Origin of the sequence: Vibrio sp. 10N.261.55.A7, from assembly GCF_002877365.1 — a bacterium.
Lineage (GTDB): Bacteria > Pseudomonadota > Gammaproteobacteria > Enterobacterales > Vibrionaceae > Vibrio.
This window is the reverse complement of sequence record NZ_MCWZ01000268.1, coordinates 38417-52911: the sequence shown is the minus strand read 5'-3', so window position 1 is coordinate 52911 and position 14495 is coordinate 38417. Positions and strand designations below refer to the sequence as shown.

At 43.3% G+C, this 14495-nt stretch carries 14 protein-coding genes; 5 read left to right on the top strand and 9 right to left on the bottom strand.

Annotation, left to right across the window (positions count from 1 at the left end):
- Window positions 1-14 precede the first annotated feature (14 nt).
- Window positions 15-1403 (bottom strand): cysteine--tRNA ligase, encoded by a 1389-nt coding sequence (gene cysS, locus BCU12_RS11745; protein WP_102404436.1) that lies wholly within the window; start codon window positions 1401-1403, stop codon window positions 15-17.
- 199 nt (window positions 1404-1602) lie between these two features.
- On the opposite strand from cysS, the gene BCU12_RS11740 reads away from it, so the two are divergent.
- The 4 genes from BCU12_RS11740 (at window position 1603) to BCU12_RS11725 (ending at window position 4789) form a co-directional block, all read left to right on the top strand.
- Window positions 1603-2097: a peptidylprolyl isomerase gene (locus tag BCU12_RS11740; RefSeq protein ID WP_102404447.1), complete on the top strand. Its 495-nt coding sequence runs from the start codon at window positions 1603-1605 to the stop codon at window positions 2095-2097.
- Window positions 2098-2139: 42 nt separating this feature from the next.
- Window positions 2140-2871, top strand: a complete 732-nt coding sequence (gene lpxH, locus BCU12_RS11735) for a UDP-2,3-diacylglucosamine diphosphatase (protein ID WP_102404435.1) — start codon at window positions 2140-2142, stop codon at window positions 2869-2871.
- Window positions 2872-2950: 79 nt separating this feature from the next.
- Window positions 2951-4162, top strand: a complete 1212-nt coding sequence (locus BCU12_RS11730; RefSeq protein ID WP_102404434.1) for an HDOD domain-containing protein — start codon at window positions 2951-2953, stop codon at window positions 4160-4162.
- A 144-nt stretch (window positions 4163-4306) separates the two neighbouring features.
- The gene (locus BCU12_RS11725; RefSeq protein ID WP_102404433.1) at window positions 4307-4789 is read left to right on the top strand and encodes a YchJ family metal-binding protein; all 483 of its coding nucleotides are present in this window, start codon (window positions 4307-4309) and stop codon (window positions 4787-4789) included.
- 150 nt (window positions 4790-4939) lie between these two features.
- On the opposite strand, the gene serS is transcribed toward BCU12_RS11725, so the two are convergent.
- The 4 genes from serS to BCU12_RS11705 form a co-directional block, all read right to left on the bottom strand.
- Window positions 4940-6247, bottom strand: coding sequence for a serine--tRNA ligase (gene serS / locus BCU12_RS11720; RefSeq protein WP_102404432.1), 1308 nt, complete (start codon window positions 6245-6247; stop codon window positions 4940-4942).
- Window positions 6248-6351: 104 nt separating this feature from the next.
- A complete protein-coding gene (locus tag BCU12_RS11715; protein WP_102404431.1) occupies window positions 6352-7698 on the bottom strand; it encodes a replication-associated recombination protein A in 1347 nt (448 codons plus the stop codon).
- A 2-nt stretch (window positions 7699-7700) separates the two neighbouring features.
- The gene (lolA, locus tag BCU12_RS11710; protein WP_102404430.1) at window positions 7701-8315 is read right to left on the bottom strand and encodes an outer membrane lipoprotein chaperone LolA; all 615 of its coding nucleotides are present in this window, start codon (window positions 8313-8315) and stop codon (window positions 7701-7703) included.
- A gap of 105 nt (window positions 8316-8420) precedes the next feature.
- Window positions 8421-9035: an SEC-C metal-binding domain-containing protein gene (locus BCU12_RS11705; protein ID WP_102404429.1), complete on the bottom strand. Its 615-nt coding sequence runs from the start codon at window positions 9033-9035 to the stop codon at window positions 8421-8423.
- A gap of 128 nt (window positions 9036-9163) precedes the next feature.
- On the opposite strand from BCU12_RS11705, the gene dusC reads away from it, so the two are divergent.
- Window positions 9164-10126 carry a tRNA dihydrouridine(16) synthase DusC gene (gene dusC, locus BCU12_RS11700; RefSeq protein ID WP_102404428.1) on the top strand — a complete coding sequence of 321 codons (963 nt, stop codon included), beginning with the start codon at window positions 9164-9166 and terminating at the stop codon, window positions 10124-10126.
- Window positions 10127-10133: 7 nt separating this feature from the next.
- On the opposite strand, the gene BCU12_RS11695 is transcribed toward dusC, so the two are convergent.
- From BCU12_RS11695 to BCU12_RS11680, 4 genes are all read right to left on the bottom strand, one after another.
- Window positions 10134-11513: a diguanylate cyclase gene (locus BCU12_RS11695; protein WP_241909817.1), complete on the bottom strand. Its 1380-nt coding sequence runs from the start codon at window positions 11511-11513 to the stop codon at window positions 10134-10136.
- A gap of 188 nt (window positions 11514-11701) precedes the next feature.
- Window positions 11702-12496 (bottom strand): ABC transporter ATP-binding protein, encoded by a 795-nt coding sequence (locus tag BCU12_RS11690; protein ID WP_102404426.1) that lies wholly within the window; start codon window positions 12494-12496, stop codon window positions 11702-11704.
- A complete protein-coding gene (locus BCU12_RS11685; RefSeq protein WP_102404425.1) occupies window positions 12493-13452 on the bottom strand; it encodes an ABC transporter permease in 960 nt (319 codons plus the stop codon). Before BCU12_RS11685 ends, BCU12_RS11690 begins: the two co-directional genes overlap by 4 nt.
- A gap of 56 nt (window positions 13453-13508) precedes the next feature.
- Complete coding sequence (locus tag BCU12_RS11680) at window positions 13509-14474, bottom strand: ABC transporter substrate-binding protein (protein WP_102404424.1); 966 nt, start codon at window positions 14472-14474, stop codon at window positions 13509-13511.
- Window positions 14475-14495: the final 21 nt, after the last annotated feature.

The window sequence follows — 14495 nt, the reverse complement described above, 5'->3', positions numbered from 1 at the left end:
CCCTATTTACATATTTACTTGCGGCGCCAAGTTGTACCGTCAGCACCATCTTCGAGAACAATGCCTAATTCGTTTAGCTTATCTCTCGCCATATCGGCATTCGCCCAGTCTTTCGATGCACGTGAATCATTACGCAGCTTGATTAGAGCTTCAATTTCAGCAACCTCATCGTTATCGCCAGTGTCACCTTTCAGAAAAGACTCCGGATCTTGATGCAAAATACCAATCACATCGGCCAACTCACGCATCAGGCTACCCAACTCACTGGCTTTCTGAATATTTTCAGTCTTGATGCGGTTAATGTCTCGAGCCATTTCGAATAGCACCGAGTAGGCTTCAGGAGTATTGAAATCGTCATTCATCGCTTCTGAGAATCGAGCAATGTACTGCTCGCCGCCTGCAGCAGGTATAGACAGGTCAAGTCCACGAAGCGAAGTATATAGACGTTCAAGTGAGGCACGAGCTTGATTCAGGTTTTCTTCACTGTAGTTCAGCTGACTGCGGTAGTGACCCGACATTAAGAAATAACGCACCGTTTCCGCATCGTAGTGTGTCAGGACATCACGAATGGTGAAAAAATTGCCCAGTGACTTAGACATTTTCTCTCTATCAACCATCACCATGCCGCTGTGCATCCATGTATTTACGTACTGAGTATCATGAGCACAGCATGATTGGGCAATCTCATTTTCATGGTGTGGGAACTGCAGATCTGAGCCACCACCATGAATATCGAAATGATTTCCAAGAATCGAAGAGTTCATCGCAGAACATTCAATGTGCCAACCAGGACGACCAGGCCCCCATGGCGATTCCCACGTTGGTTCACCTGGCTTAGACATCTTCCACAGAACGAAATCCATACCGCTACGTTTAACACTCGCTTCTTCAAGAGTAACGCGAGAGCCCGCTTGCAACTGCTCAAGATCTTGACGAGAAAGTCGACCATATTCATCAAACTTTTTCACTTCAAACATCACATCGCCATTACTTGCCACGTAAGCGAATCCGCGTTCAATCAGTTTCTCGACAAGCTCAATGATCTCTTGGATATATTCTGTCGCACGAGGTTCAACGTCTGGGCGCTTCATATTTAACGCATCAAAATCATCGTGCATTTCACCAATCAGTCGCTCTGTTAGAGCATCACAAGATTCTCCATTTTCAGCAGCTCGTTTAATAATTTTATCGTCAATATCAGTAATATTACGGACAAATTTCAGATCAAAACCAAGGTAACGTAGGTAGCGAGATACCACATCAAAAGAGACAAATGTACGACCATGACCAATATGACAGAGATCGTATATGGTTACCCCACAGACATACATGCCCACTTTTCCGGCATTGATTGGTTTGAATTCCTCTTTCTGTCTCGTGAGTGAGTTATATATCTTTAGCATGATCTCTATCTAATATTAGGTGAAATAAAATAGTGGCTCAGTATATCAAGTCATGGCTTTTTAGGTAATCCCATGTAACGGAAAAACTCAGCATAAACGAGCATAGTTTGAACGTTTCTATGATAATCCACGTATTAAAATGAACACAGTTGATATAGAATCTTGCCCTAATGTCAAAAACATGAATAAAGGTACAGTCATGATCACTCTTCATACTAATTTTGGGGACATCAAAGTCCAACTCAATGAAGAAAAAGCACCAGAAACGAGTGCTAACTTTTTACAATACTGCCGTGATGGATTTTACGACAACACACTTTTCCACCGTGTTATCGATGGTTTCATGGTTCAAGGTGGTGGTATGGAGTCTGGCTTACGTGAAAAAGCAACTCGCGCTACGATCAAGAATGAAGCTAACAATGGCCTAAGCAACAAAATTGGCACACTAGCGATGGCTCGCACTATGGAACCACATTCTGCTAGCTCACAGTTTTTCATCAACGTAAACAACAACAACTTCCTAGATTTCCGTTCTGAAAGCATGGATGGCTGGGGTTACTGTGTATTCGCAGAAGTCGTTGATGGTATGGACGTTGTTAATCAAATTAAAGGTGTGAGCACCGGTACAATGGGCATGCACCAAGACGTTCCTCTTGAAGACGTTGTCATTACTGGCACAACCATCGAAGAGTAACAGAGATAGGAGAGCACGACTGTTGCTCTCCTTTTTTTCATTATGACGACATTATTTATTTCCGATCTACACCTATCCCCCTCTCGACCAGACATCACTCAGTGCTTTGTTGATTTTATGAGAAATGAGGCTATTCATGCGAAGCGTCTTTATGTTCTTGGCGATCTATTCGAATTCTGGGTTGGTGATGATGACAATACCGAGTTTTCTCTCCACATTCAGCAAGAGTTTCAGCGATTAACGCAACTTGGTGTTCAGTGCTATTTCACTCAAGGAAATAGAGACTTCCTCGTTGGAAAACGTTTTGCGAAAAACACCGGAATGACACTTCTTCAAGATGAAACCGTCATCGAGCTTTATGGAAGAAAGGCCGTCGTTTTGCACGGTGATACCTTATGCACTCGGGATGTAAAATACCTCGAATATAGAAAGAAGGTACATCAGCCTTGGTTACAATGGGTGTTTAATAGAATCCCATTTAGTATCAAAAAGAAAATCGTCTCAAAAGTTCAATCCGATATCAAAGAAGATAAAGAAACGAAGTCGCTTGATATAATGGACGTGACACCCGATGAAGTGGTTTCAGTGATGAACCGACATGACGTTAATCTAATGATTCATGGACACACCCACCGACCAAACATTCACCAGGTAAATGTAAATTCAGGTGACGGTACCCGCATTGTATTGGGAGACTGGTACACTCAGGGGTCGATTTTAGTCTATGATAATAATGGATTTGAGCTAAAAACAAAGCCATTCACTAGTGACTAACTTGATAATCCGGCTATGAACCATCACTTATACTGATATCGCTAACTGATGGCTAACTGTATAAAGAAAGAGAAGACTATTGAAATACTCCTATATTGCTCGTCAACCTATCTTAGATCGAGATAAAAAGACTATCGGGTATGAATTGCTGTTTAGAGATGGACTGAATAACAGCTTTCCAGAAATAGACCCTGATTTGGCTACCAGTCGACTATTATCGGATCACTTTTTATCGACTCACCAGTCGACGCTGGGTGAGCATCTAGGGTTCGTCAACTTCCCTTATCAAAGCTTGATCAATAGAGTTCCGACCCTTTTCCCAGCCGATAACTTAGTGGTGGAGATCCTTGAGGATTGCGAACCTACTCTTGAACTTCTGGAAGCGGTAAAAGAGATGGCTCAACTAGGCTATGTCATCGCACTTGATGACTTTGTGCCCAGTAAGGCTTGGAAACAGTTTCTTCCCTACGTATCTATCATTAAGTTTGATATTCGAATTGTCTCTATAGAGAAATCAAAGCAATTCATTCAAAAAATACCGAAAGGTAAGATTCTATTTTTGGCAGAAAAGGTCGAAACTCACGGAGAGTTTCAACAAGCTAAAGCGGCAGGTTTTGACTATTTCCAAGGGTACTTTTTTAGCAAGCCTGAAGTTATTCAGCGTAAAGCGCTTGAGCCCTCGTTCATTACTCTGATCCAATTGTGTAAAGAAGTGGCTAAAGAAGAGATCGACTTTAAATCGATAGAAGAACTTGTTAGTACCGATTTGTCCCTCTCCTATAAGTTATTGACGTTTGTGAACTCATCTTCCACTGTCAACACTAAAATTGCGTCATTTAAGCAAGCGCTTGTTTATTTAGGGTCAGCACGTTTAAGAAAGTTCATCTCATTGGTTGCCATTGCCTCTACCCAAGAATCTAAGCCTGACTATCTGTACGGTTTGTCCATTCAAAGAGCTCGATTTTGTGAACTGCTTTATACTCAGTACCAAACACGCGAAACGGAAGGGAACGCGTTTCTAACAGGAATGTTTTCATTGCTTGATAGCTTGCTCGATCAATCACTTGAAGATCTTGTCAACGAAATGCCTATCGAAGAAGATGTTAAAGCAGCGCTCAGCCACGAAGCTGGAAACCTAGGCAAAACATTAGCACTTGTCAAAGCGTATGAGAAAGCGGATTGGGACATTGTCTCTTCTTTGGGGGACCAATTGGAATTGACTAACGACACCATTAATCAAAGCTATGATGAAGCGGTAAAGTGGACGGCAGAGCTATTAACGGCTTGCTAATTCACTCGTTTCTTACCCGCTTCTATTCATGCGACTTGCAACCATAACTCATTTCTAATCGAGGCAATTTATGGTTGTGATTTACATCCCTTATTCCACCACCTAAAATGACACTTTCCTTGTTCTGCCTTTATAGAATTCAATATGTCTCATTGTCCTTGTGGTAATTCAGTACCGTATCAATCCTGCTGTCAACCGATTCACGCTAACCCAGCCCTAGCGAAGCAACCTGAGCAGCTTATGCGCGCTCGATATTGCGCATACGTACTTAATCTGGTTGAGTTCGTGATCAGTACTTACCATCCGAGTTGTAACGCAGAAGCATCGCGAGAAGGCATTGTTGAATCAATCCATTCAGATTGGTGCAAACTCGAAGTTATCGGAACTGAAAATGGTGAGAACACGAATGAAGGATACGTATCATTCAAAGCTTACTTTATTGATGATAATCAACAATACTGCATGCAAGAAAAATCACGCTTTGTAAAACAAGATGACCTTTGGTTTTACATAGATGGCGTTGTAGAAGAATCCAAAGACGAAGAATTCTCAACCGTTTCAAAGGTAGGAAGAAACGATCCTTGTCCTTGTGGCAGTGGTAAAAAATCCAAGAAATGTTGCCACTAAGCTTACTGTAGATCGGTTCATATTAGGTACCACCATACCGCGTACACAATATGCAAGCCCTCATCAAGACGGGACTGTTTAGAGTAAAACTCTAGATACAAAAAAGCCGACGATGGATATCGTCGGCTTTTCTATTCTTGTATAACAGCATTAGCCAATATGAGTCGCGCCGCCCATGTATTTTTGTAATACAGTAGGGACAGCAATACGGCCATCTGCTTCTTGATTATTTTCAAGGATAGCAACCATGGTACGACCGACAGCAAGACCTGAACCATTCAAAGTGTGGACCAGCTCAGGCTTCTTTTCCCCTTTGCGGCGGAAACGAGCTTGCATACGGCGAGCTTGGAAGTCCCACATATTTGAGCAAGAAGAAATCTCACGGTAAGTCTCTTGAGCTGGTACCCATACTTCTAAGTCGTAAGTTTTACGAGCGCCAAAGCCCATATCACCAGTACATAGAACCACTTTACGATAAGGAAGCTCTAGCAGCTGAAGTACTTTCTCAGCATGGCCTGTCAGCTCTTCAAGAGCACTCATTGAATCTTCTGGTTTCGTAATCTGTACCAGTTCAACTTTGTCAAACTGGTGCATACGAATCAGACCACGTGTATCACGACCGTAAGACCCAGCTTCAGAACGGAAACAAGGTGTATGAGCTGTCATCTTAACAGGTAGATCAGCTTCGTCAGTAATCGTGTCACGAACCATGTTGGTAACGGGTACTTCTGCCGTAGGGATCAAAGACAGTTTACGTGGCTCTTCATCACTTACTTTTTCAGTAAGAGGTTCTGTGTGGAATAAGTCTTCACCAAATTTCGGCAGTTGACCCGTACCAAACAAGCTATCAGCGTTAACAAGGTATGGTACATACATCTCAGTATAACCGTGCTCATCAGTGTGAAGATCAAGCATAAACTGGGCAATAGCTCTGTGTAGACGAGCAAACTTACCCTTCATCACGATGAAGCGAGCACCAGTAATTTTTGTGGCACTTGCAAAGTCTAATCCGCCACTTAGTTCGCCTAGGTCAACGTGATCTTTTACTTCAAAGTCGTAACGCTTAGGCTCGCCCCAGCGAGAGATTTCAACATTCTCACTTTCATCTTTACCATTAGGAACTTCATCATCTGGCAAGTTTGGTACAGAAAGCGTGATATCTTCTAGCTTGCCTAGAACCTCTACAAGTTCAACTTTCTTAGCTTCTAAATCGCTACCAAGTGTACCGATTTGCTTCTTAATTTCCTCGGCACCTTCTTTATCACCAGACGCCATTTTTTGGCCAATCTGTTTAGAGATGGAGTTACGCGTGGATTGCAAATTCTCAACTTCTACTTGAATGGATTTACGTTGTTCTTCAAGTTGACTAATTGTGTCTACGTCCAGTTTAAAACCGCGACGTGCTAATTTTGCAGCTGTTTCATCCAGCTCAGTGCGAAGTAATTTAGAATCCAGCATTGCTAATCCTATGCCTTATGGTTGTGAAAAACGCATTGAAACTTCACCTTAAAGGTGTGCAATGCGTAGAGAAATTTTAATCGAACAAATGTATCCAAAAACACTCACTTTTCATAGCGCTTTTGTGGGCTTTTTGCGTCTAAACTAACCAAGTAATCTAACTTTTCGCCAATTTTTGTCTCCAAGCCTCTATTTGTTGGTTGGTAGTAACGTACATGACTCATTTCCGGTGGGAGATATACCTCGCCCGCAGCATAAGCGCCCTGTTCATCATGGGCGTAACGGTATTCCGCGCCATATCCCATATCTTTCATCAAACTGGTCGGTGCATTTCTTAAGTGAACAGGCACTTCATATTCCGGATACTCTTTTGCATCTCTTAGTGCTTGTTTCCACGCAGTGTATACCGCATTGCTCTTCGGAGCACAGGCCAAATACACAACAGCCTGCGCTATAGCACGCTCACCTTCTGCTGGCCCAATCCTTGTAAAACAGTCCCACGCGGACATGGCTACTTGCATCGCACGAGGGTCAGCGTTACCAATATCCTCTGAGGCGATTGCGAGCAACCGTCTAGCGATATAGAGAGGATCACAGCCAGCGGCAATCATTCTTGCCGACCAATACAGCGCGCCATCAGGATTGGAGCCTCGAATAGACTTATGAACCGCTGAGATCAAGTCATACCAAATGTCGCCTTTGTTATCGAATCGCGATACTTTCTCACCAGCAACTTCCGCCAATAAAGGCAAAGAGATTTGCTTTACATCGTCCTCTTCTTCGGCCATGTCAAAAAGAAGTTCGAGATAGTTAAGTGACATACGAGCATCACCATTAACCAGTTCTGCCAAACGTGCTAAAACCCCATCATGAAACGTCGCTTTAATCTTCCCTAACCCACGTTCGCTGTCTTCTAAAGCTTGAGTTAACGCGAGTTGAATCTCTTCAACAGATAACGAAGTCAGTTTATACACTCGTGCGCGAGAGAGAAGTGCGTTATTGAGTTCAAAAGACGGGTTTTCAGTCGTTGCGCCAATAAAGGTAACCGTGCCATCTTCAATATGAGGTAAAAAAGCGTCCTGCTGAGATTTGTTAAAACGATGGACTTCATCAACAAACAAAATGGTTCGCTTACCTGCCATTTTGTTTTCACGTGCTTTTTCGATCGCCGCTCGAATATCTTTCACACCAGAAGTCACCGCTGAAACTCGCTCCACTTCCGCATCAGCATAATTTGCTGCCACTTCCGCTAAGGTCGTTTTGCCGGTACCAGGTGGCCCCCAAAGAATCATCGAATGAATCTGTCCAGCTTCTAAAGCTCGCCTTAAAGGCTTACCTACACCCAGAATATGCTGTTGACCGATGTATTGCTCAACCGTTTCCGGCCTCATACGAGCAGCTAAAGGGCGAAAATCCTCATCACCGGAGAAATCTAGGCTTAAGTTACTCATTATTAGTTCCTTTGGTCATCTACCTCTACACCTTCCGGAATAACAAAAGTAAATTTGTTTGAGTCAGGACGCTCCAATTTCACATTTTTAAAAGTAAACAAACCGCGCTGACCATCCTGCTCAATCACATTAAAGCCTTTAACAACCCCTTTGGTATCAATATCAATTTGAAATTGCCCTTGATTCGAATCTACCGCCGTTGGTGTCAAGGTAAAGCGATCTTCTTGTTGGGAAACAGTGTAATTATCCCAGTCACTCTCAACATTTCGAGTAAGAAGTACGAACGGAGTTTGCTCCACGGCTTGTGCTTGCCAATAGACGCTCACTTGCTCAATAAAAGGGCTGTAATACCAAAGCGTTTCACCATCTGATATCAATGCATTTTCATCTGGAAAAGTGGTTTCCCAGCGGAATTGACTAGGGCGTGCGATATCGACAATGCCCTCTCCCTCCATAACGATATCGCCATCAGGGCTCACAATCTTCTGGCTAAATTCGGCACTGAAACCATCGTTGAGAGCAAGACGATCACTGAGTTCTTCTTTGGGTGTTGCCAAGGCAGAGAAACTCGTCAGCAATGAACACTGAACTACAAGCAAAAGACACCAATTTTTCATTAAAATACTCCAAGTTGTTTCAAACAATGACACAAAGTATTGAGACAACAAATTTGGCTAATGTTCACTATAGGCAAAGGTTTCTTTTCCTATAGTAATGAGAGTTTACTGACCGCAGCATTGTTTGAACTTTTTACCACTGGCACAAGGGCAGTCATCGTTACGCCCGATTTCTTTATATGGGTTGACGCTTTGGCTTTTTCCACCCGCTAAAAATTCATCTGCCGCCAACGCAACCTCAGCAACCATGAGATCAATTTGGCCAACAAGATCGTCTAGGGCTGGAGGTGTTTCAATTCCAGCATTTTTCATTTGCTGTTGTGTCTGCTCTTGGTCAATCGCTAGCATAAACGTCGTCAGTAATGCTTGTAACATACGAAGTGAACCATCATTTGGCTGAACGTCGGCCCAGTTCTCTTCAATAATTGGCCAGACCATCATGAAACCCTCTGCAAAATCAGAAAGACTTTCTGTCGTTTCATCCAAATTTAACAGGGCAAACAATTCGTATTCATTACGCTGCAGTCGATTGAACTGTACATGAATCTGTTCTGTAACTTTCCCTACGGCCTCTGGTGTTACTTCGGTGAAAACTTGCCCTAACCATTTTTCTGGTGCAATTGGTTTTACCGCAAAGTTTGCAGCCAAAATTGCCCCCTCTACGTACTCGGATGATTCGTTACAAGGCAAGGTATCTAGATTTAAAAACTCGTAGGTCATGGTATGTCATAAGTCAGAGAAAACAGCGCCCATTATAGCCTGAAGCAAGCGTTTAGTGACAATCTAATCGAGAATCTCTACAATCTCGCATCAAAAATTTTCCTACATACTATTAAAGGCAACCGTGTATGCGTGTCATTCTTGGCCCAATGGAGGGCGTGTTAGATCACCTAATGCGAGAAATTCTTACTGATATCAATGATTACGATCTTTGTGTCACTGAATTTGTTCGTGTCAGTGAGCAAGAACTCCCAGATCACGTATTCCATCGCTTGTGCCCTGAACTTCTGACTGATTCAAAGACGAAAGCAGGGGTGCCAATACACATCCAGTTACTTGGACAGCACCCTGAATGGATGGCTAAAAACGCGATCAAGGCGGCTGAGTTAGGCGCGAAAGGGATTGATTTGAATTTCGGTTGCCCGGCTCGGTTAGTCAACAAAAGTAAAGGTGGAGCCGCGTTATTGCAACACCCTGAACTGATTCATGATGTTGTCAAAGCTTGCCGAGAAGCCGTTCCTCAACACATACCTGTTTCCGCTAAAATTCGTCTGGGCTGGGAAAATCCAGATGATTGTTTCAACATTGTCGAGTCGATTGAGACTGCTGGCGCTGATGAGTTAACCGTACACGCGAGAACAAAAGCAGGCGGCTACAAGGCAAGTGAAATAAAGTGGGAGTACATAAATGATATTCGCAAAAACTCTTCCATACCCATTATTGCCAATGGTGAAATATGGAATTACCAAGATGGGCAACGCTGCATTCAAACAACAGGCATAGATTCATTAATGGTGTGCAGAGGAGCTTTCAATGTTCCAAACCTGGGCAACGTAATAAAATACAACCACCAGCCTCTTCCGTGGAACGAAGTTGTTGATTTACTTCTTGCTTATTCCCGCTATGAGATGGCTGGAGACAAAGGAATGTATTACCCTAACCGCGTCAAGCAGTGGTTTGCTTACTTAAAGCAGCAATACCCACAAGCCAATACGCTATTCAAAGAAATTCGAACCTTTAAAACGGCCGAGCCTATTGTCGAGCATATTAAACACTACCAGCAAGAGTGCCTAATCGCCCAAAATAACTAAGCTCAGATTAGTAAACGAGCTTATTTTTACCGGATGTTTTCGCTTGGTATAACTTTTCATCAGCAGACTTTATGAGCACATCAAAGTTTATACTGCTGCTAGGTGAAGCTATCTCAACCCCTCCTGAAACAGTAAAACCGTTATTAACGACTTTTTGTGAGTCTTCACAGATCGCTTGTTTGACTCTCTCAAGCGCTTTCATTAGCTGCTGTTTATCATTCCCTTGTATATAGACGATAAACTCTTCGCCTCCAAAGCGGGCTGCTGCATCATGGTTTCGTGTATTGAGTTCAAGCTGATCGGCCATGTAACAGATAACATTATCTCCGACGTCATGACCGTACGTATCATTTACCAGCTTAAAGTCATCAATATCAAAAATGGCTAAAGCGAACATCTTGTCGTGCATCGTTCTCGCTAGAAAGGCCTCTAATCCTCTGCGGTTAAGAAGCCCTGTCATTGCATCTTTATCGGCGAGCTCTTTAAAGTGGCTGCGTTCCATGTTGATATTGACGTAGAAAAGCACCAAAACTAAAAAGATATAAGTGAGAAAAATCACGAGCAGTGTGTACTTTTCAATTTCAAAAAAGAATGAGAGCTCTTTTTTTACATCAAGGTCATAAAAAAATACGTGGTTCGCCACAACACCTTCAAAGTCGACTTCTTTTATCCGAATGGCATTGCTAGGCACATCGTCTAGTTCTCTATTTACTATTCGAATTTCACTACTAAGGCTAGTACCTTTATCGAGCAACACATCGATATCGACATTTAAAGATATCACTCCCTGAAATTCATCATCTAGATGGACAGGAACCGTCATCGACATCACCGTTTTTCCTAGCAGCAGAGAGTTAATCGGACCAGATACTGTCACTCGATCTCGGTTGCGAGCAGTTTGCTTCCAATAAGGGCGGCTTTTCAAGGAGGCCAGATACTCTTTTGTTACGTCTTTCACCAAAGTGTCTGGAGAAGAAAAAACATAACCTTCAGTATCGAAATAATGTATACCCAATAAGTAATCGTCTAGGTCATGCAAAAAGGAAAGGACAGGAGCAAGTGAGACCTGCTTAGAAGCGCGCTGAAAGAGTGGACTACTTGGGTCACATATAGAGGCATCCCCCACCAGTCGATAGTCAATATCGACGGCTGTCATTACGTCTGATTTACCGCGGGCTCGAAGTAAGGAGTCAATAGGCCAGACATGGCATAACCCATTAATTATTTGGTTATTATGATCCAATAACAGAACACCATCAGTTTGATAATAGTTAGTAAAGCTATAATCCAGCGCGGCTAGAATCTTAATCGAGCGGGTTAATGATTCATTGAGTCGCTCATATTCAGTAGAAATCCCACGATCTATCACATCATAATGGCTTTTCATGACGAGACTAGCCAATACAAGCGAAACAATCATAGGTACAAAGAAGACGAATTTGAGACTATAGTGTCGCTGAAGTTTCATTAAAACGATTTTACCTATCTATGAAAAAACCATGAAAAAGCCCATTCAGTATTATTAACAAATGGGCTTGTAAAGTATAGACACATGTTGTTCACAGTGGTGAGTTGCTAATTCAGTAACAAGCTATCATCAGATAACTCTTCTCCCCTCACTTTACTAAACATTTCTAGTAAATCCGGCACTCCCATGTTGAGGCGTTGATTGCCCGATACATCCAGCACGATCTCTCCTTGGTGTAGCATGACGGTTCGGTCACCACATGCGAGAGCATCTTTCATTGAGTGAGTTACCATCATAACAGTCAGATTAAATTCTTTAATTATGGTTTTAGTTAGGTCAATAACAAAGGCAGCCATCCGAGGATCTAACGCCGCGGTATGCTCATCAAGCAGTAGCAATTTACTGTCGGACAGTGTGGCCATCACAAGACTCACCGCTTGACGCTGCCCCCCAGATAATAGACCAATGTTATCGCTTAACCGGTCTTCTAAGCCCAAGCCTAAAATACTGATTCTTTCTTGAAATAGCTTACGTCTTTGGGAAGAGAGCGACAGACTCCAACCTCTTTTCTTCCCTCTCATGAACGCCAGTGCCATATTCTCTTCAATCGTAAGATCGGCACAGGTACCTGCAAGAGGGTCTTGAAAAACACGAGCACACTGCCTAGCGCGTTGGTCCACCGTTTGGCGTGTCACATCAAGTTCATCGATGATCACGCTGCCCCCCATCATTGGGGTTTCGCCAGTAACAGCACCTAACAGTGTTGATTTTCCTGCACCATTTGAGCCAATTACCGTCAAAAATTGGTGCTCTGGCACTTCCAAACTGACGCTCTTTAACGCTTGGTTTTCTAAAATTGTTCCAGGGTTAAATGTCACCTGAATGTCTTCTAAGCGAATCATACCGCGTCTCCTGAGTCACTCACCTGCTTAGCTTCACCCTTCAGTTCAGATGAAGAGGCCCTAACAGGTTTAACGGACTTTTTTGATTGGAAGTTTCCTTTTATTTTCGGTGCAATGAGAGCAACTGCAACAAGTACGGCCGTCACTAAATTCAAATCGGATGCTTGCAGCCCAAACATGCCACTACTCAATGCAAATGCGACGGCCAGTCGATAAAGAACAGAGCCAACAATAACAGCTGTTACCGCTACCCATATTTTCCTCCCTGGTATCAACGTCTGCCCTAAAATCACAGCAGCTAAGCCAACGACAATTGTTCCAACCCCTGAGGTTACATCAGCAAAACTATTGGTTTGAGCAAATAATGCACCTGAAAAACCGACAAAACCATTAGAAAGCGCCAGCCCAAAATAGGTGTAAAACGAGGTACTGCCACCTTGTGCAGACACCATTCTAGCGTTAACCCCAGTTGCCCTCAGCCCTAATCCAAAGTCACTATTGAGTAAGCGCACGACTCCCCATGCGGATATGAGTACGATTATCCCAACGGCAATTGGCCTTAAGTACATAGCATCACCTAAGGATTCGAATGGCGTCAGAATAGTGTCTTCACCCAGAAGCGACATGTTCGGGCGTCCCATGATACGAATATTAATAGAGAAAGCCGCAATCATAGTGAGTATTGAAGCAAGTAAATGAAGAATGCCACATCGAACGGCTAGAAACGCCGTCACCCAACCAGTGATAGCACCAGCCATAATAGCCATAGCTGTCGCTAACCACGGGTTTACACCGGCAACAATCGCGGTAGCGGCAACAGCAGCCCCCATTGGAAAGCTGCCATCAACACTTAGATCTGGGAAATCTAAGACCTTAAAGGTTAAATAAACGCCTAAAGCCACTAACCCGTAGACAAGCCCTATTTCTAAAGCCCCAAAAAACGCAAAAGCAGACATCACAACTCCTTTTCTGCCATAAAGCCAGCAACGTTAATCACTGGCTTTATAATGAGTTATTTTACGCTTGTTGCGCGCTCTAAAATTGACTGAGGAATAGCAATGCCCAGTTTCTTTGCCGCCGCAGAGTTGACAACAAGGTCTGAGCCTTGAGCAACTTTTACATCTAGCTCACCAGGATTCTTACCTTCCAAAATCGCAGCGACGTAGTCTGCCGTTTGGTAACCCACTTGATAGTAATCAAAGCCTAAGCTAGCGATAGCCCCTTTATCGACATAAGATGTTGCCCCACCCAAAACAGGGATATTAGCTTGATTCGCAGCAATGATCATTCCCTCGATTGCACTCGCAACCGTATTGTCTGTTGGCGCATAAATAACGTCAGATTTTCCTGCGATAGCCTGAGTGGCAGACTTCACGTCAGCACTTTTTAATGCCGTTGCTTCGACAACAACAAACCCTTGTTCCTGAGCGCTCTGCTTGAGCAATTCAACTAAGGTGACTGCATTTGCCTCACCTGGGTTATAGACCACGCCAATCGATTTGGCATCTGGAAGCAACTCTTTCACTAATTCAACGTGCTGACTAACTGGAGAAAGATCAGACAATCCAGTGACATTCTTTCCTGGTTGCTCTAATTGTTTAACGAGTTTTGCGCCAACAGGGTCCGTTACAGCAGTAAACACAACCGGGATATCTCGAGTTGCTGATACCAATGCTTGTGCGGTTGGCGTAGCAATACCAACAAGTACGTCAGGGCTTTCACCAACAAATTGACGTGCTATCTGTACTGCAATGGCCGGATTACCCTGCGCTGTTTTATAATCAAATTCTAAGTTTTTGCCTTCTTCGTAACCCTTAGCTTTTAGACCATCCAACAAACCTTGACGCGCGGCATCTAAGGCAGGGTGTTCAACTATTTGAGAAACGGCAACTTTGGCTGTTTTGGCCATGATACTTGTTGAAGAGAGTAATGCAGCGCTGGCAAAGAGAGCCGTTGCTAGAATTTTACCTGCTTTCATCTTAACTCCTTGATTTAAGCA

Excerpts from the sequence above, each read along its gene's own strand:
- BCU12_RS11685 (WP_102404425.1), bottom strand. The coding sequence starts at position 13,452 with ATGTCTGCTTTTGCGTTTTTTGGGGCTTTAGAAATAGGGCTTGTCTAC.
- BCU12_RS11705 (WP_102404429.1), bottom strand. The coding sequence starts at position 9,035 with ATGACCTACGAGTTTTTAAATCTAGATACCTTGCCTTGTAACGAATCA.
- BCU12_RS11695 (WP_241909817.1), bottom strand. The coding sequence starts at position 11,513 with ATGAAAAGCCATTATGATGTGATAGATCGTGGGATTTCTACTGAATAT.
- BCU12_RS11715 (WP_102404431.1), bottom strand. The coding sequence starts at position 7,698 with ATGAGTAACTTAAGCCTAGATTTCTCCGGTGATGAGGATTTTCGCCCT.
- BCU12_RS11690 (WP_102404426.1), bottom strand. The coding sequence starts at position 12,496 with ATGATTCGCTTAGAAGACATTCAGGTGACATTTAACCCTGGAACAATT.
- BCU12_RS11725 (WP_102404433.1), top strand. The coding sequence starts at position 4,307 with ATGTCTCATTGTCCTTGTGGTAATTCAGTACCGTATCAATCCTGCTGT.
- serS (WP_102404432.1), bottom strand. The coding sequence starts at position 6,247 with ATGCTGGATTCTAAATTACTTCGCACTGAGCTGGATGAAACAGCTGCA.
- cysS (WP_102404436.1), bottom strand. The coding sequence starts at position 1,403 with ATGCTAAAGATATATAACTCACTCACGAGACAGAAAGAGGAATTCAAA.
- BCU12_RS11740 (WP_102404447.1), top strand. The coding sequence starts at position 1,603 with ATGATCACTCTTCATACTAATTTTGGGGACATCAAAGTCCAACTCAAT.
- lolA (WP_102404430.1), bottom strand. The coding sequence starts at position 8,315 with ATGAAAAATTGGTGTCTTTTGCTTGTAGTTCAGTGTTCATTGCTGACG.
- dusC (WP_102404428.1), top strand. The coding sequence starts at position 9,164 with ATGCGTGTCATTCTTGGCCCAATGGAGGGCGTGTTAGATCACCTAATG.
- BCU12_RS11680 (WP_102404424.1), bottom strand. The coding sequence starts at position 14,474 with ATGAAAGCAGGTAAAATTCTAGCAACGGCTCTCTTTGCCAGCGCTGCA.
- lpxH (WP_102404435.1), top strand. The coding sequence starts at position 2,140 with ATGACGACATTATTTATTTCCGATCTACACCTATCCCCCTCTCGACCA.